General features: G+C 43.6%; 28 protein-coding genes. 18 read left to right on the top strand and 10 right to left on the bottom strand.

Annotated elements, in window-relative coordinates; translation table 11 throughout:
* Positions 1-52 precede the first annotated feature (52 nt).
* A complete protein-coding gene (gene pncA / locus ACG9ZB_RS10270; RefSeq protein ID WP_419325644.1) occupies positions 53-691 on the bottom strand; it encodes a bifunctional nicotinamidase/pyrazinamidase in 639 nt (212 codons plus the stop codon).
* A 596-nt stretch (positions 692-1,287) separates the two neighbouring features.
* On the opposite strand from pncA, the gene dapA reads away from it, so the two are divergent.
* From dapA to ACG9ZB_RS10230, 8 genes are all read left to right on the top strand, one after another.
* Complete coding sequence (gene dapA / locus ACG9ZB_RS10265) at positions 1,288-2,187, top strand: 4-hydroxy-tetrahydrodipicolinate synthase (RefSeq protein WP_419325643.1); 900 nt, start codon at positions 1,288-1,290, stop codon at positions 2,185-2,187.
* A 13-nt stretch (positions 2,188-2,200) separates the two neighbouring features.
* The gene (locus ACG9ZB_RS10260) at positions 2,201-2,809 is read left to right on the top strand and encodes a lipoprotein-34 precursor (NlpB) (RefSeq protein WP_419325642.1); all 609 of its coding nucleotides are present in this window, start codon (positions 2,201-2,203) and stop codon (positions 2,807-2,809) included.
* 36 nt (positions 2,810-2,845) lie between these two features.
* Positions 2,846-3,565 (top strand): phosphoribosylaminoimidazolesuccinocarboxamide synthase, encoded by a 720-nt coding sequence (gene purC / locus ACG9ZB_RS10255; RefSeq protein ID WP_004691818.1) that lies wholly within the window; start codon positions 2,846-2,848, stop codon positions 3,563-3,565.
* A gap of 244 nt (positions 3,566-3,809) precedes the next feature.
* Positions 3,810-4,466, top strand: coding sequence for a YrbL family protein (locus ACG9ZB_RS10250; protein ID WP_419325641.1), 657 nt, complete (start codon positions 3,810-3,812; stop codon positions 4,464-4,466).
* Between the two features lie 442 nt (positions 4,467-4,908).
* Positions 4,909-5,694: an ABC transporter substrate-binding protein gene (locus ACG9ZB_RS10245; RefSeq protein ID WP_004691819.1), complete on the top strand. Its 786-nt coding sequence runs from the start codon at positions 4,909-4,911 to the stop codon at positions 5,692-5,694.
* A gap of 84 nt (positions 5,695-5,778) precedes the next feature.
* A complete protein-coding gene (locus tag ACG9ZB_RS10240) occupies positions 5,779-6,468 on the top strand; it encodes an ABC transporter permease (protein WP_419325639.1) in 690 nt (229 codons plus the stop codon).
* Positions 6,465-7,178, top strand: a complete 714-nt coding sequence (locus ACG9ZB_RS10235) for an ABC transporter permease (protein WP_004691821.1) — start codon at positions 6,465-6,467, stop codon at positions 7,176-7,178. Before ACG9ZB_RS10240 ends, ACG9ZB_RS10235 begins: the two co-directional genes overlap by 4 nt.
* An 8-nt stretch (positions 7,179-7,186) precedes the next feature.
* On the top strand, positions 7,187-7,963 hold the full coding sequence (locus ACG9ZB_RS10230) for an ABC transporter ATP-binding protein (RefSeq protein ID WP_184117883.1): 777 nt from the start codon (positions 7,187-7,189) through the stop codon (positions 7,961-7,963).
* A 159-nt stretch (positions 7,964-8,122) separates the two neighbouring features.
* Here ACG9ZB_RS10230 and ACG9ZB_RS10225 read toward each other — a convergent pair whose 3' ends face one another.
* The 3 genes from ACG9ZB_RS10225 to ACG9ZB_RS10215 form a co-directional block, all read right to left on the bottom strand.
* On the bottom strand, positions 8,123-8,473 hold the full coding sequence (locus ACG9ZB_RS10225; RefSeq protein ID WP_419325637.1) for an Lrp/AsnC ligand binding domain-containing protein: 351 nt from the start codon (positions 8,471-8,473) through the stop codon (positions 8,123-8,125).
* A gap of 107 nt (positions 8,474-8,580) precedes the next feature.
* Positions 8,581-9,858 carry a replication-associated recombination protein A gene (locus ACG9ZB_RS10220; protein ID WP_419325636.1) on the bottom strand — a complete coding sequence of 426 codons (1,278 nt, stop codon included), beginning with the start codon at positions 9,856-9,858 and terminating at the stop codon, positions 8,581-8,583.
* 99 nt (positions 9,859-9,957) lie between these two features.
* Positions 9,958-10,410, bottom strand: coding sequence for a YcgN family cysteine cluster protein (locus ACG9ZB_RS10215; RefSeq protein ID WP_419325635.1), 453 nt, complete (start codon positions 10,408-10,410; stop codon positions 9,958-9,960).
* 215 nt (positions 10,411-10,625) lie between these two features.
* Between ACG9ZB_RS10215 and ACG9ZB_RS10210 the strand changes: the two genes are divergently transcribed.
* The 8 genes from ACG9ZB_RS10210 (at position 10,626) to ahr (ending at position 15,792) form a co-directional block, all read left to right on the top strand.
* Complete coding sequence (locus ACG9ZB_RS10210; protein ID WP_004647174.1) at positions 10,626-10,784, top strand: DUF1328 domain-containing protein; 159 nt, start codon at positions 10,626-10,628, stop codon at positions 10,782-10,784.
* A 165-nt stretch (positions 10,785-10,949) separates the two neighbouring features.
* Entirely contained in the window at positions 10,950-11,690 is a 741-nt protein-coding gene (locus ACG9ZB_RS10205) for a dienelactone hydrolase family protein (RefSeq protein ID WP_419325634.1), read from the top strand.
* Positions 11,691-11,764: 74 nt separating this feature from the next.
* Positions 11,765-12,127 carry an HIT family protein gene (locus ACG9ZB_RS10200; protein ID WP_004691832.1) on the top strand — a complete coding sequence of 121 codons (363 nt, stop codon included), beginning with the start codon at positions 11,765-11,767 and terminating at the stop codon, positions 12,125-12,127.
* 108 nt (positions 12,128-12,235) lie between these two features.
* Positions 12,236-13,270 carry an A/G-specific adenine glycosylase gene (gene mutY / locus ACG9ZB_RS10195; RefSeq protein ID WP_419325632.1) on the top strand — a complete coding sequence of 345 codons (1,035 nt, stop codon included), beginning with the start codon at positions 12,236-12,238 and terminating at the stop codon, positions 13,268-13,270.
* A gap of 84 nt (positions 13,271-13,354) precedes the next feature.
* Positions 13,355-13,897, top strand: coding sequence for a M23 family metallopeptidase (locus tag ACG9ZB_RS10190; protein ID WP_279687109.1), 543 nt, complete (start codon positions 13,355-13,357; stop codon positions 13,895-13,897).
* 15 nt (positions 13,898-13,912) lie between these two features.
* Positions 13,913-14,158: a hypothetical protein gene (locus ACG9ZB_RS10185; RefSeq protein ID WP_004691836.1), complete on the top strand. Its 246-nt coding sequence runs from the start codon at positions 13,913-13,915 to the stop codon at positions 14,156-14,158.
* 19 nt (positions 14,159-14,177) lie between these two features.
* On the top strand, positions 14,178-14,732 hold the full coding sequence (locus ACG9ZB_RS10180; RefSeq protein WP_419325630.1) for a DNA-3-methyladenine glycosylase I: 555 nt from the start codon (positions 14,178-14,180) through the stop codon (positions 14,730-14,732).
* Positions 14,733-14,769: 37 nt separating this feature from the next.
* Positions 14,770-15,792 (top strand): NADPH-dependent aldehyde reductase Ahr, encoded by a 1,023-nt coding sequence (ahr, locus tag ACG9ZB_RS10175; RefSeq protein ID WP_419325628.1) that lies wholly within the window; start codon positions 14,770-14,772, stop codon positions 15,790-15,792.
* Positions 15,793-15,821: 29 nt separating this feature from the next.
* On the opposite strand, the gene ACG9ZB_RS10170 is transcribed toward ahr, so the two are convergent.
* The gene (locus tag ACG9ZB_RS10170) at positions 15,822-17,273 is read right to left on the bottom strand and encodes a PLP-dependent aminotransferase family protein (RefSeq protein WP_419325626.1); all 1,452 of its coding nucleotides are present in this window, start codon (positions 17,271-17,273) and stop codon (positions 15,822-15,824) included.
* A gap of 99 nt (positions 17,274-17,372) precedes the next feature.
* Between ACG9ZB_RS10170 and ACG9ZB_RS10165 the strand changes: the two genes are divergently transcribed.
* Positions 17,373-17,774: a hypothetical protein gene (locus ACG9ZB_RS10165; RefSeq protein ID WP_419325625.1), complete on the top strand. Its 402-nt coding sequence runs from the start codon at positions 17,373-17,375 to the stop codon at positions 17,772-17,774.
* Between the two features lie 49 nt (positions 17,775-17,823).
* Here the strand turns inward: ACG9ZB_RS10165 and ACG9ZB_RS10160 are convergent, their stop codons facing one another.
* Together ACG9ZB_RS10160 and dapB are read right to left on the bottom strand one after the other, a co-directional pair.
* A complete protein-coding gene (locus ACG9ZB_RS10160) occupies positions 17,824-18,471 on the bottom strand; it encodes an START domain-containing protein (protein WP_419325624.1) in 648 nt (215 codons plus the stop codon).
* A 59-nt stretch (positions 18,472-18,530) separates the two neighbouring features.
* Positions 18,531-19,352: a 4-hydroxy-tetrahydrodipicolinate reductase gene (gene dapB / locus ACG9ZB_RS10155; protein WP_419325623.1), complete on the bottom strand. Its 822-nt coding sequence runs from the start codon at positions 19,350-19,352 to the stop codon at positions 18,531-18,533.
* A gap of 197 nt (positions 19,353-19,549) precedes the next feature.
* On the opposite strand from dapB, the gene ACG9ZB_RS10150 reads away from it, so the two are divergent.
* Entirely contained in the window at positions 19,550-19,789 is a 240-nt protein-coding gene (locus tag ACG9ZB_RS10150) for a hypothetical protein (protein ID WP_218288663.1), read from the top strand.
* 63 nt (positions 19,790-19,852) lie between these two features.
* Here ACG9ZB_RS10150 and dnaJ read toward each other — a convergent pair whose 3' ends face one another.
* From dnaJ to ACG9ZB_RS10135, 3 genes are all read right to left on the bottom strand, one after another.
* Positions 19,853-20,971, bottom strand: coding sequence for a molecular chaperone DnaJ (gene dnaJ / locus ACG9ZB_RS10145; RefSeq protein WP_178904873.1), 1,119 nt, complete (start codon positions 20,969-20,971; stop codon positions 19,853-19,855).
* 104 nt (positions 20,972-21,075) lie between these two features.
* A complete protein-coding gene (locus tag ACG9ZB_RS10140; protein WP_004691852.1) occupies positions 21,076-21,453 on the bottom strand; it encodes a hypothetical protein in 378 nt (125 codons plus the stop codon).
* A 130-nt stretch (positions 21,454-21,583) separates the two neighbouring features.
* Positions 21,584-24,721 (bottom strand): efflux RND transporter permease subunit, encoded by a 3,138-nt coding sequence (locus ACG9ZB_RS10135; RefSeq protein WP_419325621.1) that lies wholly within the window; start codon positions 24,719-24,721, stop codon positions 21,584-21,586.
* Position 24,722: the final 1 nt, after the last annotated feature.

The following is a 24,722-nucleotide window of genomic DNA, read 5'->3' as shown; positions in this document are numbered from 1 at the left end:
GTTTTTATAATATCGATATTAGTGATTGAGGTGAACCGATTGGTTCGGTGCATCAGTTCACGGCATATTGTTCCACAATATCTTTGCAATAAAGACGTTTCACACCATGGGCCAGCATTTCTTGCCATGCATGTTGTAAAGAACCGTGTAAATCAATGCCTTTGGTCGCATCGGCAATCACATAGGTTTGAAAGCCGAGTTTACAGGCATCTATTGCCGTCCATGCCACACAAAAGTCAGTTGCAATCCCAACAATAAACACTGTATCAATCCCACGTTCTCTTAAATAACCTGCGAGTCCCGTCTGGGTCTTATGATCGGCTTCTAAAAAAGCAGAATAACTATCAATGTGCGCATGACATCCTTTACGAATGATCAACTGCGCTTTGGCAAGATCGAGATCGGGATGCAATTCCGCATCCTGTGTGCCTTGTACGCAGTGACGTGGCCAGAGTACTTGTGTGCCGTAGTCCAATTCAATGGTTTGAAAGGCCTGTTGATCGGGATGATTGTCTGCAAAAGAAACGTGATTTTCAGGATGCCAATCTTGAGTGAGTACAATAGTGTCAAAATAAGCGCCCAACTGATTAATTTTAGGAATGATTTGATCTGATCCTGCTACCGCTAAATTTCCACCAGGCGTAAAACCATTTTGTACATCCACCACAATCAATGCCATATTCTTCTGCATTCTTCTCTGTCCTTTTTGTTCTGTGCTCGAAGGCCAAGCTTAGCTTAATTTATAAAACAGTATTCATCCTCGCGGGGCAAAATTAAATGACCACAGCCTTGAGTGCAATGGATATTGCGGCAAATTGAAGCGAAGATAGAAGATAGAACAAAATGCTGGACATTGATCTATAAAGTTAAAAGGACATGTCATCGCTGTTTAGAGAAATTGTGTAAGCGTTAAAAGTGCTTCAATCCTGAACTTTATATCCAGATATTCAGTTTGATCAACTTCTAATGCTCGATTGAGATGAAGAGATCCTTTCTTGAAATGCGTTAATCCATGGCCATAGGTGATGTAAAACGCCCTTTTCAGATACAAAATGAAAAGCATTTCTTTATACACCATTTAAACAAGCTGTATTTTTGTAGTGAAAGATAAAGTTTTTATACACTTTGACTAAAGCATATTGTTCTTCATGTTGTGTTCGTTCATAATTTGCATAAGCATTATTCAATGTATCAGCGCGTTGAAAATGCTATAAATTAAAATACGTACCCATCCAATCTTATGTTTTTCTACCCCAACTGGATGGACAAATAGGATATTTTTTTAAAATGACTCAGCAAGCACAGACCATCCAAGGCTCAATTGTCGCAATCGTCACCCCTATGTTTGAAGATGGCAGTGTAGATTGGAAGGGTCTAGAGAAGCTAGTTGAGTGGCACATCGCACAAGGCACAAATAGCATTGTTGCTGTCGGTACAACGGGTGAAGCGTCTACTCTAAGCATGAAAGAGCATACACAAGTGATTAAAGAAATCATTCGTGTCGCGAACAAACGCATCCCTATTATTGCGGGGACTGGCGCGAATTCAACGCGTGAAGCCATCGAGTTGACTAAAGAAGCTAAAGAACTCGGTGCAGATGCTGCTCTTCTGGTTACCCCTTATTATAATAAACCGACCCAAGAAGGCTTATATCAACACTATAAAGCGATTGCCGAAGCAGTTGATCTTCCTCAAATCCTTTATAATGTTCCGGGTCGTACTGGCGTTGACCTGGCAAATGAAACCGTCTTTCGTTTGGCAGATATCCCACAAATTGTAGGCATTAAAGATGCCACAGGTGATGTACCTCGTGGTCAAGCCCTGCTCGAAGGCCTTGCTGGCAAAGACATGATTGTTTATTCAGGTGATGATGCAACAGCTTATCAACTGATTCTGTCGGGAGCAAAAGGCAATATTTCTGTGACTGCAAACATTGCACCAAAAGAAATGAGCGATGTTTGCGCGGCAGCACTGGCAGGCGAAGCTGAAAAAGCAGAAAACCTAAATACCCAAGTTGCAAATTTACACGAAATTCTATTTTGCGAATCAAACCCAATTCCTGTGAAATGGGCACTTCATGAAATGGAGTTAATTGAAACGGGTATTCGTTTACCATTAACACCACTTGCAGAACAATATCGCACACCGCTCCGTGAAGCACTCACAAAAGCGGGTGTCATTCAATAAAGAGCACATTAATATGCAATTACGTTTAGGTCTTACCCTCGCACTTTCAGTCGTCAGTTTAGCGGGTTGTAGTTCTCTTGCAGTCAATAACGGTAGTTTGGACTATAAAGAAACAGCAAGCTTGGAACCTCTTAAATACCCTGAAGGCTCAATGGTTCGACCTGCAACGCCGTTGTATCCAGCTCCAACGGTTGAGGCACTTGCTTTAGAAAACGCACCAGTACTTGAAAACAAACGTGGTAACCGTTTCGCAATGCCTCGCCCAGAATCGGCTCAAATTACCAACCAAACAGAATCAACTGAAACCGTAGCTGTAGCCGTAGGTCGCCCTCAATTGATTATTGACGGAAATAAGAATCCGCTGCTCAAAATTGAGGGAAATTCTGCTACAATTTGGCAATATACGCTTGCCACCCTCAGCAGCCTCAACCATCAAATCGTTGGTCAAAGCAAAAATGGTTATGAAGCAACCATTAAAATCGATCAACAGATCTATGTGTTAAGACTGACCGCGGTCGGCAGCAGCAATAACCTCGCTGTGTTCAATGCCGATAACAGTTTTGCAGCGCCTGAAAAAGCCACAGAATTGTTAACCCAGATTTACCAAAATTGGCCAGCCTAGTCGTACTAGGCATTTTTTTTTGAAAAAGGTTCCCTCATGTTAAAACAAACCTTGCTCTATACTGGTAAAGCGAAATCTGTCTATGAAACAGACAGTGCAGACCACCTGATTTTAGTCTTTCGTGACGATGCTTCGGCATTCAATGGTGAAAAGATCGAACAACTAGATCGAAAAGGTAAGGTGAACAACCGTTTTAACGCCTTTATCATGGATAAATTGGCTGCGGCTGGGATTGAGACTCACTTTGAAAAACTTCTTTCACCAACAGAAGTTTTAGTGAAAAAACTCAGCATGATCCCTGTTGAATGTGTGATTCGTAACTATGCAGCAGGTTCTTTATGCCGTCGCTTAGGTGTAGAAGAAGGCAAGGAATTAACCCCGCCGACTTTCGAATTATTCTTCAAAGATGATGCGCTTGGTGACCCAATGGTCAATGAGTCTCAAGCGATTGCTTTAGGTTGGGCAACTGCTGAGCAACTTGAGCAAATGAAAGTCCTCACTTACCAAGTGAACGAAGTGCTTAAAAACTTATTTGACCAAGGTGGCATGCTACTTGTGGACTTCAAACTTGAGTTTGGTGTATTCCACGACCGTATTGTTCTTGGTGATGAGTTCTCTCCCGACGGTTGTCGTCTATGGGACAAAGAAACCAAGAAAAAACTCGACAAAGACCGTTTCCGTCAAGGTTTAGGCGGTGTGGTTGAAGCTTATGAAGAAGTTGCTGCACGTTTAGGTATCGACCTTTCTGATATCTAATCAGTTACAGATTCAAGAAAACCGAGCTTAAACGCTCGGTTTTTTTATTCTTCACATTTTAGATCAATGCCTTGTTATAACTGCAATACAAGCCTTTATTTTCTTTCTAATAGCCTTCTATATGACATAAATATTAAAGTTTCATGAAATTTTATTTATTTTTTTGTAAAATAGTCATTTCAATCACATGAAATGTCGCATTTCTAATGATGCTTTTCTTGTATATCTCCTGATAGAAGGCCCTATGATTTATCAATTAGATGAACTGCAATGTATCGGACAAGGCTGTTCAAAAATGGTGTTTCAGCATCCTGAGGATGAAAACAAAATCATCAAAGTCATGAATCCAAATCGAGTGGATGAAGATGGTGGCTGGAAAGGACATGGCAAACTTAAACGTAGAATGTCGCAAGGCGTTTATCGCCAATTCCGCCGTGAATTATTGCAATATCTACAGCTATGTAAAAATCATTATAAAAATAATATCTTTAGCTTTCCTGTCGAAATGCCTTATGGTTTTGTGAAAACTTCTGTAGGCTTGGGTTTTGTGACTGAAAAAATTGTCTGCCCAAGTAGTGAAGGTATGACTTTATTTGAGTTATGCAAATCACATCAATTTGAGGAAAAACACGCCAAAGCTCTAGATGACTTTTTTCAGCTTTGCTGCGACTTACACATTATCTTCGGTGAGGTAAACATCGCAGGGATTATGTATACAGAGCAGCGAAATAATAAGCCCGAATTTGTCTTGGTCGATGGTATGGGTGAGAAATTATTTATTCCAATTCGAGCCATGAGCAAAAGAATTAATGCTCATAATGTACGAAAAACTGAGCGAAAAATTCGCGCCCAGATGCAGCAAATGCTGAACTTAAAAGATGAGCTTCTTCCTCTAAACTAATACCACTCCTTTAAGTTGCGTCACTCAAAAAACCGAGCTTAAACGCTCGGTTTTTTGTTTTCAGCTCCACAGCTATTGCAGTACTTCAGTTTATTTGTGAGCTATTCAACACTGAAAAATAGTCTTGTAAAACACTGAGCCACTGTTAAAAAATCATCAATTCTGTACGCCATAGCGCACAAGACTTCAGGTATATTTCAGCTATGTCTCACCTTCATTTTTTCATATGATAAAAACATATGAACAGGACGTTCTCAGATAAAAATTATTTCAACCGAAAAAATACCCTTATTTTCTCATCTCTCATGGCGACAAGATCCATCGATCCCCTAAGAGCAGAAAGCTGGTATAGATGTTGCTTTTATTCAAAAGTACTCAGTGGGTAAGTTCTATCTTCGTCTTATTTCCTAGATTTGATTTTTTATGGATGGCTATATTTAAAATGAAAAACTGGCAAAAAAAATTACTACTTTCCACTACATTCGTAGCCGTAGCACTAAGCAGTACTGTCCAAGCAAAAGAATGGAAAACCATTCGTTTTGGCACAGAATCTGCGTATGCGCCTTTTGAATATAAAACACCAGACAATAAGCTGGTCGGTTTTGACATCGACTTGGGCAATGCCATTTGTGCCAAATTAAAAGCTAAATGTGTCTGGGTAGAAAACTCCTTTGATGGGATGATTCCTGCACTCAAAGCGAAGAAATTTGATGGCATCTTGTCTTCAATGACGGTCACTACGGATCGCGCAAAACAAATCGCGTTTAGTAATAAAATTTACAACACGCCTACTCGCATGGTTGCAAAGAAAGGCTCTCCTTTACTCCCTACTCCTGCATCCCTAAAAGGCAAACGTGTGGGTGTACAACAAGGTACGATTCAAGAAGGCTATGCAAAAGCCTATTGGGCGCCTAAAGGTGTGAATGTGGTTCCTTATCCAAACCAAGACGTGCTTTACCAAGACATGGTTTCTGGGCGTCTAGATGCAACATTACAAGATGCGATTATGGTCGATGCTGGTTTCCTAAAATCGGCGAAAGGTAAAGGCTTTGCTTTTGCAGGCAATAATGTTGTCGATGCCAAAACACTTGGTGTAGGCGCTGCAATCGGCTTGCGTAAAGAAGATGTCGATCTTAAAAAGAATATTGATAAAGCGTTAGCTGAAATTATTGCCGACGGCACCTATAAGAAACTCGAGAAAAAATACTTCTCCTTCAGCATTTATTAATTTATAGCGTGTCGGTTCAACACCGACACTCTTTATATACTGCTGATTTATAAAATATTATATTTTTACTCGGAGAAACTGAGTATGTTTCTGTCTGGCTATGGTCCCGTATTACTCAGTGGCACTTGGATGACCATACAGCTTGCTTTGTTATCACTGCTACTTTCGATCATTATTGGATTGTTTGGAGCAAGTGCCAAACTCTCTCGTATTCAAATCTTACGTCATATTGCAACCCTCTATACCACGCTCATTCGTAGTGTTCCTGATCTGGTGATCATGTTGTTGTTGTTCTATAGCCTGCAACTTGGATTGAACTCTATTACCGAATCGATCCATATGGAGCAAATTGACATCAACCCCTTTGTGGCAGGGGTGATTACTTTAGCCTTTATTTATGGGGCCTATTTTACGGAAACCTTCCGTGGCGCATTTCAAGCCGTCCCCAAAGGTCAACTTGAAGCTGCATATGCTTATGGCATGACCCCATTTCAAGTCTTCAGGCGTATCCTCTTTCCACAAATGATGCGCTTTGCCTTACCTGGGATTGGTAACAACTGGCAAGTCCTCATCAAAGCTACTGCCTTGGTGTCCTTAATTGGTTTAACCGACATCGTCAAAATTACCCAAGATGCAGGTCGAAGCAGCATGCAAGTGTTCTATTTCAGTATTGTTGCAGCCGTCATTTATCTGGCCATCACCACCCTTTCGAATTTGATTCTCATGTGGTTGGAACGTCGTTATTCTGCTGGTGTGAAAAAGGGACAACTATGATTGAAATTATTCAACAATACTGGCAGTCCTATCTGTGGACCGATGGTTTTCAAATGACTGGGGTCGCCATGACCGCATGGCTACTGGTCTTATCGATTGCGATTGGTTTTGTTCTGGCTGTGCCTTTGTCAATTGCTCGAGTTTCTGAGCATGCTTTTGTACGTGGACCTGTTTGGTTTTTTACCTATATTTTCCGTGGTACGCCCTTATATGTGCAGCTACTGATTATTTATACCGGGATTTATAGTCTCGAATTTGTGCATGCCCATGAACGGCTCGATGAGTTTTTTAGAGAAGGGCTTAATTGCACCATTTTAGCGTTTGCACTCAATACAGCAGCTTATACCACTGAAATTTTTGCAGGGGCGATACGTTCGATTCCCTACGGCGAAATCGAGGCAGCAAAAGCCTTTGGAATGTCGCCTTGGAAACGCTATACCCGTATTATTATTCCCTCGATGCTACGCCGAGCATTGCCGTTTTATGGCAATGAAGTCATTTTGATGCTGCATGCAACCACCATTGCCTTCACTGCAACCGTGCCTGATATTCTCAAAATTGCACGAGATGTCAATGCTGCCACTTATGCCACGTTTGATGCCTTTGGCATTGCCGCTGTGCTGTATGCCTGTCTGGCATTTATCCTCATTTGGATCTTTCGTAAATTGGAACAACGCTGGTTGGCGTTTTTAAAACCATCGAATCATTAGGAGAAACAATGGAAAATTCAGCAAAACTGGTGATTCGAGATCTTTGTAAAAGTTTTGGTGATCATGAAGTCTTAAAAGGGGTTTCACTTGAGGCACATGCAGGTGATGTGATTAGTATTATTGGTTCCTCGGGTTCAGGTAAAAGCACCTTTCTTCGCTGCATCAATTTTCTAGAGCAACCGAGCCAGGGCAGCATTCAGCTCAATGGTGAACAGTTAGAGACTACTTTAGATAAAAATGGCAATCTCAAAGCGACAAACCCCAAACAACTGCAAAAAATGCGCACCCAACTGATGATGGTCTTTCAACATTTCAATTTATGGTCGCATATGACGGTATTAGAAAATATTATTGAAGGACCCATTCATGTCTTGGGGCTAAAGCGGAGTGAGGCGGAAGAGCGTGCACGAAAATATTTAAGGAAAGTGGGGCTCTCAGAAAGTGTCGAAAAAAAATATCCGTCTTTTTTGTCAGGAGGACAGCAACAGCGTGTTGCAATTGCCCGTGCCTTAGCAATGGAGCCGGAAGTGATGTTGTTTGATGAGCCGACCAGTGCTCTAGACCCTGAACTGGTGGGTGAGGTGTTGAAAGTGATGCAAAGTTTGGCTGAAGAAGGCCGAACCATGATTGTTGTCACCCATGAAATGGGCTTCGCACGCCATGTGTCCAATCATGTCATTTTCTTAGATCAAGGCAAAATTGAAGAACAAGGTGATCCAAAAGAAGTTTTAATTCATCCCAAAAGTGAACGCCTGCAACAGTTTTTAGAGGGTAACTTTAAATAATTGAATAGCCTTCAAGAGCGTGATGCAGCAATGATTCAACATTCAATGCTCTGTTGAAAAGATAAAGCGCCTCGTTTGATCTGATCCCTCGAAACTATATGCATTCAGATAAAAAACCGAGCAGTTTCGCTCGGTTTTTTTACCTTTCCACCTAAGCATTTATAGATTGGTGTATCGATTTTTAGTGGTATCCATCACTAAAAAACTGGTGATCGAGCTAATGGATGGAATCGTTCTTAAAACATCAGTATGAAACTTTTTATAAGACTTGATGTCTGCCACTTCAACCCTGAGCAAATACTGAACCGAGCCTGTAATGGTATGACACTCTGTGACTTCATCCGTGTTTAGTCCCGGCATTCCATGTGTCGAGGTTTGGGCTGTCGGTGGTCTTTTCTTACGCAAATATCTGATGAAACCACGCTTTGCCTTGAGCTTTAACATCACGATGGCAATCGCCTTATTGGTAGCTGTGTTACCTGCCGCATTAAAATTGATAAATACGCACATCGGAACATAAAAACGCTACAGTGCTTAGAGAAAATAGCGGTTCATGCTATGTGACTAAATCCTAAGCCCCAAAACAAAAAGCCTGATTTATTTATCAGGCTTTTTTATTACTGCTGCTGTTGCTGTTCTTGTTGCCAACGGCGTTGCTGTAAACGCTCACCCTCAACCTCACGCTTATTGCGTGCCGACTCATACAGTTTGGTTCCTTTGAGCTCAGGGGGTAAATATTCTTGCATCACAAAATGCTCTGGATAGTTGTGCGGATACAAGTAGTCGACGCCATAGCCCTGCTCTTTCATCAACTTGGTCGGAGCATTTCTTAAATGCAGCGGCACAGGTAAATTCGCTGTTTTCTCGGCTAAGTCCAATGCTTTGTTGATGGCAAGATAAGTACTGTTACTTTTGGCACTGGTCGCCAAATACACTGCACACTGTCCAAGAATAATTCGACACTCTGGCATGCCCACCGCTTGAACGGAACGGAAGCATTCTCCAGCAAGCAGCAGTGCATTGGGGTTTGAGTTACCAATGTCCTCAGAGGCAGCAATCAACATCCGACGGGCAATAAAAACAGGATCTTCACCACCTTTGAGCATGCGTGCCATCCAATATAACGTGGCATCAGGATCACTCCCTCGAATTGACTTAATAAAAGCTGACACTAAATCATAGTGCTGCTCACCCGATTTGTCATAACGGGCGATATTTTGCTGTGCAACTTTGACCACCATTGCATTGGTCACGATATTTTCAACGTCAGGCTCGAAGGTGCCCGCAATGAGTTCAATTAAATTCAAGGCTTTGCGGGCATCCCCTGCGGCAAACTGCACCAGTGCTTCAAATTCTTCGATCTGAATGTAACGCTCTTTTAAAAACTTATCGTTCTTAATCGCTTGCAGTAATAAAGTTTGAATCGCATCGGCATCAAGCGCATTTAAGGTATAGACCTGACAACGCGACAACAATGCACTGTTGACTTCAAAAGAAGGATTTTCGGTGGTGGCACCAATGAGGGTAATTTTGCCTTTCTCCACGGCATTGAGTAAGGCATCTTGCTGCGATTTGTTAAAACGATGAATTTCATCAATAAAAACCACAGGTGGCATTAAATCTCCGCCATCAGCAATGATCTCACGGAGCTCTTTAACCCCCGTATTGAGTGCAGATAGACTGATAAAAGGTCGATCAATCGCTTGCGCCAACAATAACGCAATCGTGGTTTTACCCACGCCTGGCGGGCCCCAAAAAATGATCGATGGCAAATGCCCTTGATCGATCATTTGGCGGAGCGGTGCCTGCTCACCCAATAAGTGATCCTGCCCAATAATTTCAGATAAATCACGCGGGCGTAAACGTTCAGGCAGTGGAATATTGCTATCAGACATAGGGCTAGGACTTATCATGCGTTCATCGAATGCTTATGTTATGGCAAATTAAGGCGAATGACACAAGCTTTTCATGCAATTTGATTGTGCTTTTATCGACTAGCGAACCCAACGCACAATATAGCCTTCGATGTCGTCATCCTGAATCTCTTCTTCAGAAATACAGCGTCCTGCAGCAGACTTTTTCGCTTTCAGAATACTTTGCCGTGAACCCGTGTTCAGATAGTGCCATCTGGGCAAATTTTTACCTTCATGCAGACGACGGTAAGCACAGCTCGATGGTAACCAATGAATCGTGTCTAAAAGTTCGGGCGTAAGCTGGATACAGTCGGGCACATGCTGCTTGCGGTTCGGATAATCCCGACAACTGGCTGTTTCACAGTCCAGCAGTTTACAAGCCACTTTGGTATAGGCGACTTCTTGGCTTTCTTCATCTTCAAGTTTCACCAAACAGCACAGACCACAACCATCACATAACGCTTCCCACTCCGCTGAGCGTAGCTCAGTGAGCATATAATGCTTCCAAAACTCTGGTCTTAATTCGTTGGACATAACCACTGCCAATAAAACTGAATGCACTATTATAACCTATAGTCACATGGCTTTCAGAGCTATCTAAAGTGTCAATATTTACATCATATTCATAAACTTAAAATACAAACATAAAATACAAACAGAACATTTTTTAAACAAAAGCAACACAGTGTGTCCGGACCTTTTTTCTATACTAATAGAGTAATAAATAAAAACATCTATGGAGAAAAATTATGTTTCGTTGGGCGATTATCTTTGCAGTGATTGCACTGATTGCAAGTTTACTTGGTTTTGGCGGTGTAGCAGGTTTATCCAAAGACTTTGCCATTATTTTATTAGTGATTGCTGTGATTCTTGCGATTGTCGGATTTTTATCCCGTGGCAAAGTCTAAAGCACATTACGCTTAATCACTAAAAAGAAGGATTCAGATCCTTCTTTTTTATATGTGCCTTTAAAAATAATTTCTCACACTTCTCATGTACATTGGAATATTTTTCAAATCCTTGTAAAAGTTTTTATGCTTTAATCAGAACAGATCATCTATCAGGATTTAAGCATGACAATCAGTATTCAAACTCGAGAAATTCAATATAACGCAGCCGATGGACAACGCTTAGTCGGTTATTTTGCATCACCAAGCGCTCAAACACCACATGCAGGTATCATCGTTGCACCCGAATGGTGGGGCCGAAATGAATATACTGAACAACGTGCTCGCGAACTGGCTGAACACGGTTATGCCGCACTAGCGATTGATATGTACGGCGACAAAAATGTCACCACAGATGCGAAACAAGCCTATGAATGGATGATGCAAACATTTGCCGATGTAGACACCATCGTCAACCGTGCACAAGCAGGTTTAGATACGCTTGCAGCCCAGCCTGAAGTGAATCCCACTCAACTGGCGGCGATTGGTTTTTGTTATGGCGGTAAAGTGGTTTTAGACTTAGCTCGCTCAGGTGCACCACTAAAAGCAGTGGCGACTTTCCACGCAACATTGGCACCCAAAGCCCCTGCGGTCGAAGGTCAAATTCAGGGTGAAATTTTAGTTTTACATGGTGAGTTAGACAGCATGGTCACTTTGGATGATGTTGCCAGCTTCCGTGAAGAAATGCATGCGGCAAAAGTGGACCATGAAGTGATCATTTTTGAAGATGCGAAGCACGGTTTTAGTAACCCATTGGCCGATGAGCGTGCCAAAGCCAATGGTGTAGACTTGGGCTATAACCCAGAAGCAGAAAGACAAGGGCTAGATGCAATGTATGACTTGCTAGAACGCAATCTCAGTGCTTAACTAGAGCTGAGAATTCAACTATTTGATTTTTCAGATCCAACAGGATACATAATTAGATTTTAGAGGAGATAACAATGACTGAGACCCACTGCCAATATTGTAATTTTGATGAATATGACGTGCTTGATAAAAATGACTTTGGGGTGATTTTGCCCGAACCCAATGCATTGTCTAAAGGTCACTGTGTCATTATCCCTCTACGTCATGTGAGCTCATTTTTTGACATTACCGACAAAGAACGTAAAAGCTTAATGTCTTTACTGGAACTGGCACGTAATGAACTCCAATTACGTCATCAACCTTCAGGCTTTCATATTGGTTTTAATGACGGTGAAATATTTGGGAATGTGTCTGAACACTTACATATCCATATTATTCCACGCTACAAAGACCAAGAGCTAAAACTTGATGCACGTTGGGGCATGACGAAAGACTAAATTTTTTAGGTTTTAAATGGCGCGTAAGCGCCATTTTTTATGCGCAAAAAATCAGGCTCAGAAAAGACATTCAGTTATACTAAGCCGAATTTCTTGCTTGTGCCTCAGATGTCTCCTTTCTCTTTTTCAGATGCGTTACTGACTTGGTTCGATGTTCATGGTCGACATGATCTGCCATGGCAAGTCGCCGATGATCCCTACAAAGTTTGGGTGTCTGAAATTATGCTGCAACAGACCCAAGTCAAAACCGTGCTGCAATACTTCGAGCGTTTTATCGAACGCTTCCCAACAGTTGACGCCTTAGGGACAGCATCATGGGATGAGGTCGCACCTTACTGGGCAGGTCTGGGCTACTATGCCCGTGCACGTAATCTACATAAAGCCGCAGGGGTTGTAGCACGTCAAGGACACTTTCCTCAAACGTTAGAGGATTGGATTGAACTACCAGGTATTGGTCCATCAACTGCAGGGGCGCTGATGTCTTTGGGTTTACGTAAGTACGGCGTCATTATGGATGGGAACGTGAAACGTGTGCTCGCGCGTTTTTTTGCCATTGAGGATGATCTAAGCAAACCTGTGCATGAACGCAGTATGTGGCAACTAGCCACTGAACTCTGTCCAACTGAACGTAACCACGACTATACCCAAGCCATCATGGATTTGGGGGCAACCGTCTGTACCCCTAAAAAACCGCTGTGTTTATACTGCCCAATGCAGCAACACTGTAAGGCTCATGCACAAGGGCTAGAAACTGAACTGCCTTTTAAAAAACCCAAGAAAGCTGTGCCTGTGAAGTCAGCCCAAGTTTTGGTACTGCGTCATCACAATCAATGGCTGTGGCAACAGCGTCCCAATAGTGGACTGTGGGGAGGTTTATGGTGTTTACCTATTTTTGAAAATCGTGATGAACTTACGCAACTGTGCCAAAGTCTAGGACTGAAACAAGTCTCGCAACACGCTGAAATTTCGCATAGTTTCACCCATTTCACTTGGCAACTGGAAGCACTTTGCTTTGAAGTGGATGCCGATCAACTCGAACATTTAAGTATAGAGTTGGCCAGCACATGGCTAGACATACAAAATGTCACAGAAATGGGCATCCCAACCGCGATGAAAAAATTGATCTCGGCAATTCAACTGTGACATAGTTGGGTGATCAATTGGGTTCACCCTGAGACTTTAAAATTAGATCACTGAAATAATAAAGGATTGTTCGTGCGTAATTGTTTGCCCCGCCTTTCTGCGCTTGCCAGTTTATGTTTTGTGATTCTGTTACTCGCAGCTTGCCGTACTACGCCGCCTGCGCCGAGTGGAAGCCATTTACCCGCCTCACAAGTCCAACAACTGAAAAACATGCGTTTAGCTAAACAGCTGCCTGTACCCGTTCAAGGCATTAAACGCAATGTCCTCACAGATACTTGGGGAGCGTCACGCAGTAGCGGACGGACGCATGAAGGCATCGACATTTTGGCTCCACGTGGAACAAAAGTTTTTTCTGCCACAGAAGGGCTCGTCGCAGACTTACGCAATAACAATTTGGGTGGTAAAGTGGTTTGGATTATGGGACCAGCAGGCACTTGGCATTACTATGCTCATCTTGATGACCATAAACGTGGCTTAAGTGTGGGCGACTATGTCAAAAAAGGCGACCTGATCGGCTATGTCGGCAATACAGGCAATGCACGGCACACCGCCCCACATTTGCATTATGGACTTTATTTACAAGGTAAAGGCCGTGGTGCAGTAAATCCCTATCCTTATTTACGTTAACTTTAGGAATTTTTCATGTCAGAAGCGTTGATCAACCGTCTGGTCGAATTTGCTGAATCAGGCAATCAACAAAAAATCATCTTGGCTGGACAAAACCACCAAGGTTGGATCATGGAAATTACCGAAGATGCACTTTTAATCAGCACTGGATTTGCTGAAAAAACAGGAAAAGATGTCTGGATTAACTTTTCCGACCTCGAACACGCACAATTGTTTTATTGGGACAATCAACACGACCAATGGGCACCTTTTACCCTATAAAAAGATCAGGAGCATGTTCATGACCACTCAACGCTGCGGATGGTGCTCCTCAGACCCACTTTACATCGACTACCATGATCATGAGTGGGGTAAACCACTACATGATGAAAAGCAATTATTTACAATGCTCTGCCTCGAAGGTCAACAAGCGGGGCTTTCATGGATTACTGTCCTGAAAAAGCGTGAACATTATCATCGCCAGTTTTTTCAATATTCCATTGAACAGATTGCGGCTTTAAGTGATATAGACTTAGCCGAAAAAGTCCAAGATATCGGCTTAATTCGCCATATCGGGAAGCTGACTGCCATTCGTGACAATGCGATTGCATGGCAAGCCCTAAAGCAACAAGGCATTAACCCCGTTGAGTGGCTCTGGAACTTTGTCGAGCAACACGCAATTAACAATGATGTCCCGGACTACCGCACAGCACCTGCACAGACATCTCAAAGCCAAAATATGTCTAAAACCCTAAAAAAACAGGGCTTTAAATTTGTCGGACCCACTACCTGCTATGCCTTTATGCAAGCGGTTGGTATGGTCAACGACCATGAAAATAACTGTCATTTTAAATAAAAGTACATTAAAAAACCGGAAAATAAGGATATAGAATATGACGGATAATACCATTCGTGCCTATGCGGCAATGCAAGCAGGCGCAGCGCTACAACCCTATCAATTCGATGCGGGTGAACTGCAACCCCATCAGGTCGAAGTCCAAGTCGAATATTGTGGACTGTGCCATTCCGATGTTTCAGTCATTAACAATGAATGGAACTCTTCGGTCTACCCCGTTGTCGCTGGTCATGAAATTATTGGCACCATCAGTCGCTTAGGCTCCGAAGCCAAAGGGCTTAAACTTGGACAGCGCGTCGGTATAGGCTGGACAGCAGAAAGCTGCCAACACTGTGACCCCTGTGTGTCGGGCCAACAAGTGCTCTGTACAGGTGGACCGATAGCAACCATCGTCGGTCATGCAGGTGGCTTTGCCGACAAAGTTCGCGCAGGTTGGCAGTGGATTATTCCTTTACCTGAAGAGCTGGATCCTGAGTCAGCGGGTCCTTTATTGTGTGGCGGTATTACCGTTTTTGATCCGATTCTAAAACACCAAATTCAAGCCATTCACCATGTTGGTGTGATTGGCATTGGCGGTTTAGGGCATATGGCTATTAAGTTACTTCGAGGATGGGGCTGTGAAATTACGGCGTTTACCTCGAACCTCGACAAAATGGAAGAACTCAAGGCTATGGGTGCAGATCATGTGGTGAATAGCCGTGATGTGGATGCGCTTAAAACCCAGCGAGGCAAATTCGATCTATTGCTCAGTACGGTGAATGTCACGCTCAATTGGCCTGCCTATATCAGTACACTGGCAGCGAATGGCACGATCCATCTGCTAGGCTTACCTCTAGAGCCCATCAAGTTAAATGCAGGTAGTCTGATTGGTGGAGCAAAATCTATCACGGGTTCACCCACTGGCTCACCTGCGGCATTACGTCAGCTACTCAAATTCGCTGCACGTAAAAACATTGCGCCACAAATTGAACTTTATCCTATGTCACAGTTGAATGAAGCACTGGAACGGTTACATTCTGGAAAAGCCCGTTATCGGATCGTTCTCAAAGCTGATTTTTAATCCATAAGCGCTTCAAAAGAGGCGCTTTTTTATACCGCTTGTTTGACCAACGTCGAACTGCTGAGTTGCGCTTTCACCCAATCGGCCAACAAAGTGACTGCCGCGTGAATATCTGTTGAAATTTCATGACCAGCATTGAGGCGGATACAGTTTTTATAACGCTGCCCTTCACCAAAGACTTCACCCGGCACTATATTGATGCCGTGCTGCTGAGCAAAATAGTACATATCCAAACCATCGATACACTCGGGTAGCTGTAACCACAGTGCATAGCCGCCTAAGGGCTGGTTGATACGTAACGCAACTCCGTTAAAGGCATGCTGAATCATGTGTCGGTATTGCTCAACTTGCTGTTTCAAAATCGGCTTTAACTGCTGTAAATGCTCCCGATAAGCACGACTATAAATGAGATCGGCCAGTGCCAACTGCAAGGGTGTATTCACTGTGATATTTTGCATCAGTAACGTAGCCTTCAAATGTGCTAAGCGCTGCGGAATGCAGAACCAACCTACCCGATACGCAGTTGAAAGTGACTTGGAAACCGAACCACAGAAAATCACATAACCCTGCTGATCCCAATACTTAATCGGCAGCGGACGACTTGAGCTGAAACTACATTCACCATAAATATCATCCTCAATTACATAACATTGATAGCGCGCTGCCAGTTGTGTAATTTTTTCTTTTTCTGCATTACTTAAACAAAACCCCAATGGATTTTGATAATTGGCCGTGAGTAAGCACGCTTTTGCGCCTGAACTTTGCATGACCTGCTCTAAACGTTCAAGATCAAAGCCTTGAGTATCGGCTGGAATTTCAATAATTTTTCGTTTTAACCCCGCCAACATTTGCAACTGACCATTAAAATTCGGGGTCGGCACAATCACGCTGTCGCCTTCCTTGCTGAGGTGTTGAATCATCACCGACAACGCAGGCATACAGCCATTACTGATGTAGATATCATCCTGCGAAATATAGAAGCCATCTTCAGCCCAATGCTCAGACAAGGCCTGCCGCAAGCGAATATGACCTTGCTTATCGCTATATAAAAAGTCTTCAGGTTGGCTGTGTTTTAAGGCACGTTGAATGGAACGGCGGAGTGCTTCTACAGGCACATGTTTTGGCGAAAGCTGAATTGCTCCCAAATGGATGAGACGGCTATTAATGGAAGACTGTTGAATTTCCAACTGTAGCTCTAAATTAGAAATATCACGGGCTTGAGACTGAAAATCAGGATGCTGTGGTACGGGAATAGATGGGCTGGTATTTTTCTGATAACTGACAAAATAGCCTGACTTATTTTTCACATGAATATACCCCTGCGACTCGAGTAGCTCATAACAGCTCTTGGCGGTATTCAAGCTGACCTTTTGTAAGTTAGCAAACTGGCGTAACGACAACAGCTTTTGCCCTGCGGGTAATTCAGCATTTCGAATTTTTTCAAGCAACTGTGCAGCCAAGCTTTGATACTGGAATGCCATTCATCTGTACCCATTTTTCTAATTTTTATGTATCTGTATCCATTATGCCAACAGAATTATGCTTCTGTCATTCTTTCACAACCATAAATAGGCACTTTTATGAAAAAAATAATCATATCTCTGTTTTGCTTATTAAGCTTATCGGCTTGCCAACCGCCACATGTTTCACAGCAGGTACAACAGCAGCATTTTGTTTGTAAAGCCCTGATTGAAGGCTTTCTGAAAACGCAGAATTTAACTGATTATCAGTTTTTAAGTTTAGCACCGAGCTTAACTGAAACCTCGACTCAACGAACTTATCAATATCGGTTGAACAATGAACGTGAAATACAGATGAACTTGCCCCGCCAGAAAAATTTACAGTTCCAATGTGACCAAAGCAGTGCTGAAAACTTCAAGATCTCGCTCGCTGATGAAGGACATGCCATGCTCAGTTTAATCCAGTTAGACCTGCCTAAGGCTTCAACCTTAGAGCTGCTGAACGTTTATCAACAGCCTTAAGTTTTAAAACATAAAAAAGCCTGCATTGCAGGCTTCTTCGTGTTTGGATTTAACGCAAGGCAGTCGGTAAGTGGGCAGGTGTCCCCTCTTGTTCCAACAATTGATTTTTCATTTTTTGCAGCATTTGATAGGGTTGTTGTTGCACAAACATATTTACAAACTTCAGTGGTATCGACCCCTCAGGGTTAGCATAACCCGAGGTCGAAACTTTGACTTTATTTGATCCCAGTTTCTGAAAGGTCCAATCGCCCTCATAATGATTTAGGCGCACATAATCTTGATTTTTAAGGATGTTTTTATCAATCGCTTTATTTTTAATGCTAATGATGCCCTGACTGTCCTTGATCATTTTCCCCTGCACCACCAAGTCGCGGTCTTTTAAAGGAAAAGGAAAATCGAGCACCATATACAGCTGAAACTCGCCTTTTTTATCATCGCGCGACAAGACTTTTGCACTGCCCATATACGGCACCCATTTCACCGCATGGTCAACATCTAAGATCAGTGACACTGCTTTTTCAATCGGTACATCAAACGTGGTTTCGGCCTTATATAACAAGACTGGGTTTTGCGCATTTTGATAGGTCCAAACTTTAATATTATTTTTATGAATACTGAGTTTGGCTTGATCCATAGGTTTGGCCTGTGCTGTCGTCATCACGGCAACAACACAAGCCCTATACATGACTTTTTTCATTCTATTCTTCGTCTTATTTTAGTTTTTTATCTTGTTTTTATGGCGAATGAAGCAGGTTTTTAAACTTGAATGTCGTTAAAACCCAGTACATCTTTCATGTCATATTTACGTGCTTCACGTCCTACCACCCAAGCCGCAGCACGTACCGCACCCGAAGCAAAGTTCATCCGGTTGGTCGCTTTATGAGTAATTTCAACACGCTCACCATCAGCAATAAACATCGCCGTATGTTCACCGACAATGTCGCCGCCACGAATGGTTTGGAAACCAATACTTTGACGCTCACGAGGTCCTGTATGACCTTCACGGCAATACACTGCATCAGTTTTCAAGTCACGCCCTAAAGCACCCGCAATAGCCTCACCCATCATCAACGCTGTGCCTGATGGTGCATCGACTTTATGACGGTGATGCGCTTCAATCACTTCAATATCCACTGTGTCGCCAAAGACTTTAGACGCCAATTCCAATAGCTTAATCGAAACATTGACCCCCACAGAATAGTTGGCTGCATAGACCACAGGAGTCTGTGTCGCCGAATCATCCAAATAGGCTTTTTGTTCGTCATTCAAGCCCGTGGTGCCAATGACAATGGCCACCCCAGCTTCACGACAAATTTTTAAATGCTGAACGGTCGCTACTGGTGCAGTGAAATCAATGATCACATCACAATCTTTCACTATCGCTTCCAGACTACCCACCACCTTCACGCCGAGGCTGCCAATACCTGCAAGCTCACCTGCATCTGTACCAACCAGTGAGCTTTCAGGGCGTTCCACTGCCGCAGCCAGTTGATAGCCTGCTTCGTGTACCGCTTGAATAAGGATGCGACCCATACGGCCGCCGGCACCTAAGACACCAATGCATGGAGCTGCTGACATAACATATTCCTAATCTAGCTTCAAAATTGCTCTTACTATAGCAAAACTGATTGCCCAGACTAAGGTTTGTTGGCCATTTTCATCGAAAAAATCGCTTTATTTTCAAACATGATTTCGCAAGCTTTTCACAAATTTGCAATCAATCTTACGCAGACTAGGTTCGCGTTTAAAAACAACTTTAAAATGAGGAAAATAGAATGAAAGCAAAGGTACTTTTTCTAGCGATGGCATTTGGGGGCAGTTGGGCACAAGTTCAGGCTGAACCCGCTGTTCAAGCGGGCGACACCTTAGAAAGTTTGTCACAGGTAAAGATCACCACCAGCACACATCCCAAAGCACAGGCCGAGCAACAAGTACCAACTGCTGCACCTATGGCTGAAGAAATGGTGTCGGTTGAAGAGATCGATCAACCTGAGCTGCCAACAGAAGCGCAATAACATAAAAAAAGCGGGAAAATCTTCCCGCTCTTTTCAACACCAATTCAGACGTGCCGTATTCAATTAATCAAACAGTCGGTCAAAGAAAGACTTCTTCTTCGGTGAAGATTTGTGATCATCTCCATCCAAGGTCTCTTGTAACTCTTTCAACAATTCACGTTGACGTGCTGTTAAGTTGACTGGCGTTTCAATCACGATACGGCAGAGTAAGTCACCTTGCATGCTGGTGCGTACAGGTTTAACCCCTTTGCCACGTAAACGGAACATTTTACCCGTTTGTGTGCCTTCAGGAATTTTCAAACTCACACGACCTTCGAGTGTCGGGATTTCAATTTCTTTACCCAAAGCAGCATCGGCAATGCTCACAGGGACATCCATATACAGGTCTGCACCATCACGTTGGAAGACTTCGTGCTCACGTACTACTACTTCTACGTACAAGTCGCCTGACTGACCATCACGAATCGCTTCGCCTTTACCCGTTAAACGAACGCGATCACCGTTGTCGACGCCCGCAGGAATCGTCACTTCTAAGGTTTGTTGACGGTCTTTAACGCCTGAACCATGACAGGTGTTACATGGGTTTTTAATGATCTTGCCCTGACCACGACAAGTGCTACAAGTCTGCTGCACAGAGAAGAAACCTTGCTGCATGCGAACCTGACCTGCACCATGACAAGTTTTACAGGTTTCAACATCATTCGGATTTTTAGAGCCTTTACCGTCACAAGTTTCACACGGCGCTGGTGCGGTAAAAGTAATGGTTTTTTTCACCCCTCTTACTGCTTCTTCCAACGTCAGTTCCATCACATAACGTAAGTCAGAACCACGACGTGCACGCTGTTGACCACGACCGCCGCCGCCGCCAAATGCACCACCGAAAATGTCACCGAATTGACTGAAAATGTCTTCTGCGCTGAAACCACCACCGAAGCCGCCTCCCCCGCCCATACCACCTTCAAAGGCTTGATGCCCCATACGGTCATACATGCTGCGCTTTTCGCTATCCGATAAAATTTCATAAGCTTCAGCCGCTTCTTTAAACTTCTCTTCAGCTTCAGCATTGTCAGGGTTGCGGTCCGGATGATATTTCATCGCCAACTTACGGTAGGCTTTTTTAATTTCATCATCACTAGCGGTTTTAGCAACACCTAAAACCTCATAATAATCACGTTTAGCCATGTCTGGCGATGCTCCTCACGGAATTTATTTAATACTCAACTGTGGTCTGAAATTGGGTTCAAACCAAGTTTTACAAGGGGTTGTTTGAAAAAAAATCAGTAGAATTAGAAAACTGCTTTATTTTTCAAAAATTTAGAAAGGCCTTTAAACCATGCATTTAGAAGGAAGAGAAATGCAATACAGCTAAAAACCACACCTGCAACCGTGCATCCAGTCACCCATAATGCGCTGTCCCAAGTGAAGAAAATAAGAGGAATAAACCACAACGCTGCAAATAACGCCAAAATGCTATAAATTACGATATTACGCATGACCCAAAGTGCTTGCGCTTGTAACCACACTTCGGCATGATCAATTTGCGTGACTTTTCGGGCATACCAGTAGGAAAATGCGCCGCTAATCACAGTAAACAAAGCTAAAAACATGAAGACATAAGAAATCGCGATAGAGCGGCGATACTTGGTTACATTGTCTTGCATCATGCGTTTAACCCCATTTGCCACATCGTTTATTTTTTAATGTGTAGCAAAAACTGCTTTATAAAAATGCCATAAATTTCAGGTGCTACTATATTGAAATTTTCAACGTTTCGCACCTGATATTGGCATAAATTTACAGCTTATGGCTAATTTTTTTTACTTTAAACCACTGCGCATACAAGGCCGGTAAAAAGAACAGGGTTAATAGCGTCGCCACAATCAATCCACCCATGATCGCAACGGCCATAGGTCCAAAGAAAATACTTCTAGACAATGGGATCATCGCCAGAACTGCTGCCAATGCCGTCAGCACAATTGGACGACAACGTCGCACCGTCGCATCGATGATCGCATCCCATGATTCATGCCCTGCTTGAATATCTTGCTCAATCTGATCAATCAAGATCAGCGAGTTACGCATGATCATGCCCGACAAGGCAATAGTGCCCAACATCGCAACAAAGCCAAAAGGTTTGTTGAATAGTAGCAAGAACAACACTACGCCGATCAAACCTAAAGGTGCAGTGAGCAAGACAATCGTAGCACGAGACATACTGCGCAGTTGAATCATCAGCAAAGTCATGACCACGGCCAAGAACAAAGGCATGCCCGCTGCAACCGATTTACCCCCACGTGCAGACTCTTCCACTGTGCCGCCGACTTCAACCAAATAACCATTCGGCAGTTCCGCACGCAGCCGATTCATCTGTTCGGCCATTTCATCCACCACAGTGGCTGGCTGTAACTTGGTCCGAATATCTGCACGTACCGTAATAGTCGGTAGGCGGTTACGATGCCAAATCAAACCTTCTTCGAAGCTATACTCAATTTTTGCAATTTGTGCCAACGGTACTGTTCCGCCATTTGAAGTTGGAACGGCAAGACTCGCCAGTGATGCTACTTCAACCCGCTCGGCTTGATCACCGCGTAAACGGATTTCAATCAGCTCACGTTTCTCACGGTACTGGTTAATGGCGGCACCCGAAATTGAGCTGTTCAAGAAATTAGCCAAATCTAAACTCGATACCCCCATTTGGCGGGCACGGTCTTGGTCAATCTCTAAATTGATCATCTTGCTTGGTTCACCCCAGTCCAAATGCACATTGGTGGTGTTAGGATTAGCACTTAGCATCGCCGCGACTTTATCCGCCCAAGCACGCACTTGGGTTAGGTCTTCACCCGACACGCGATATTGAAGTGGATAACCGACAGGGGGACCGTTTTCAAGTAAAGAGACGCGAGTACGCACATCGGGCAATAACTGACGGATTTGGGTGTCTAAGGATTTACGAATTTCATTGCGATCATCTAGTGAAGAAGCCAAGACCACAAACTGTGCAAAGCTGGCCTGTGGTAGCTGCTGATCGAGCGGTAAATAAAAGCGCGGCGAGCCTGTGCCAACATATGCCACATAATTATCTATGCCTTCTTGCTTCGACAGGAACTGTTCAACTTTTTTCACCGCATTTTCAGTTGCCGTTAAAGATGCACCTTCTTCAAGCTTTAAGTCGACCAAAATTTCGGCACGATTCGAGGGTGGGAAAAACTGCTGCGGTACTAACTTAAACATCAACACCGAGAGCACAAAAATAGCAACCGTCGTCGCAATGACCGTTTTACGATAGGTCACACACAGATCGACCCAACGGCGAAAACCTTGATAGAACTTGGTTTGATAAGGATCATGATGCTCACCTGCATGATGCACCATCGGCTGAGGTTCTGGCTGTTTGCGCAAACGTGCCCACAGACGGCTATACCACGGCGCTTTTTGAATCAGCTCTTTATTAAAATCGGGCAGGAGTTTGTCACCCAAATAAGGCACAAAAAGCACCGCTGCAAACCATGACACAATTAAGGCAATGGTCACCACTTGGAAAATAGAGCGAGTGTATTCACCTGTACTTGACGCTGCTGTAGCAATTGGTAAAAAGCCCGCAGCTGTAATCAAGGTTCCCGTCAACATTGGGAAAGCCGTCGTTCGCCACGCATGCCCTGCTGCTTGTAGTCGACTGTAGCCTTGCTCCATTTTGATCGCCATCATTTCCACGGCAATAATGGCGTCATCGACCAAGAGGCCCAGCGCTAAAATGAGCGCACCCAAAGAAATTTTATGTAGACCGACATCAAAAATATTCATGCCTGCAAAGGTCATGGCCAAGACCAGTGGAATGGAAAATGCCACCACCAGTCCAGTCCGGAAACCCAGTGAGAAGAAGCTAACCAGCAAGACAATAATCACCGCTTCAGCCAAGACTTTCATGAACTCGTTGACACTACGCTTCACCGCAACAGGCTGATCTGAAACTTTTTTCAGCTCCATACCTAAAGGCAAAGTTTTTTGTAGCTTGGAAAACTCGGTTTCTAAGTTTTTACCCAAAGCCAAGATGTCGCCACCTTTACGCATCGACACCGCAATGCCAATGCCATTTTCCCCCATAAAGCGCATACGGGGTTGAGCAGGCTCACTAAAGCCACGATAGACATCAGCCACATCGCTCAGTTGGATGGTTTTTCCATTCACCAATAAAGGCATACGTTGCAGTTCTTCAACGCTCTTAATTTGCCCTGTAACTCGGAGTTGAATACGATCCGACTCTGTTTCAAAAAAGCCTGCACTGGCCATGGTATTTTGCTGTTGCAGGGCTTGTTGCACCGCTGTCAGAGGGATGCCTAGCTGCGCCGACTTGGTGTTGGAGATTTCAATCCAAATCTTTTGATCTTGCAACCCAACCAGGTTGACCTTGGCGACATCTTTGACGCGTTGCAGTTGTAACTGTAGACGGTCGGCATATTCTTTCATCACCGCATAATCAAAATCTTTACCCGTCAGCACATAAATGTTGCCGAAAGTATCGCCAAACTCATCATTAAAGAATGGTCCTTGTACCCCATTGGGCAGCTGATGTTTGATGTCTCCAACCTTCTTGCGTACGTCATACCACACATCCGGTATCTCACTGGAGCGCATGGCATCTCGTGCCACAAAAGTCACCATCGACTCGCCGGGTCTGGAGTAGGCCATAATGCGCTCATTCTTACCCGTGGTCATCAGCTCTTTTTCAATACGGTCGGTCACCTGTTCAGACACCTCACGCGCCGTTGCACCCGGCCAATAGGTCTGTACCACCATCACTTTAAAGGTAAAAGGTGGGTCTTCGCTTTGTGCAAGTTTGGAATAAGACACCACACCTACGATGCCCAGTAACAACATCAAATAAAGGACCAAGCCCTTATTCTTTAAGGCCCATTCCGACAGGTTATAGTTCATG

Source organism: Acinetobacter johnsonii (genome assembly GCF_048551975.1).
Taxonomy (GTDB): domain Bacteria; phylum Pseudomonadota; class Gammaproteobacteria; order Pseudomonadales; family Moraxellaceae; genus Acinetobacter; species Acinetobacter johnsonii_A.
Note: the sequence above shows the minus strand (reverse complement) of the source record. Positions and strands in the feature narration are given on the sequence as shown.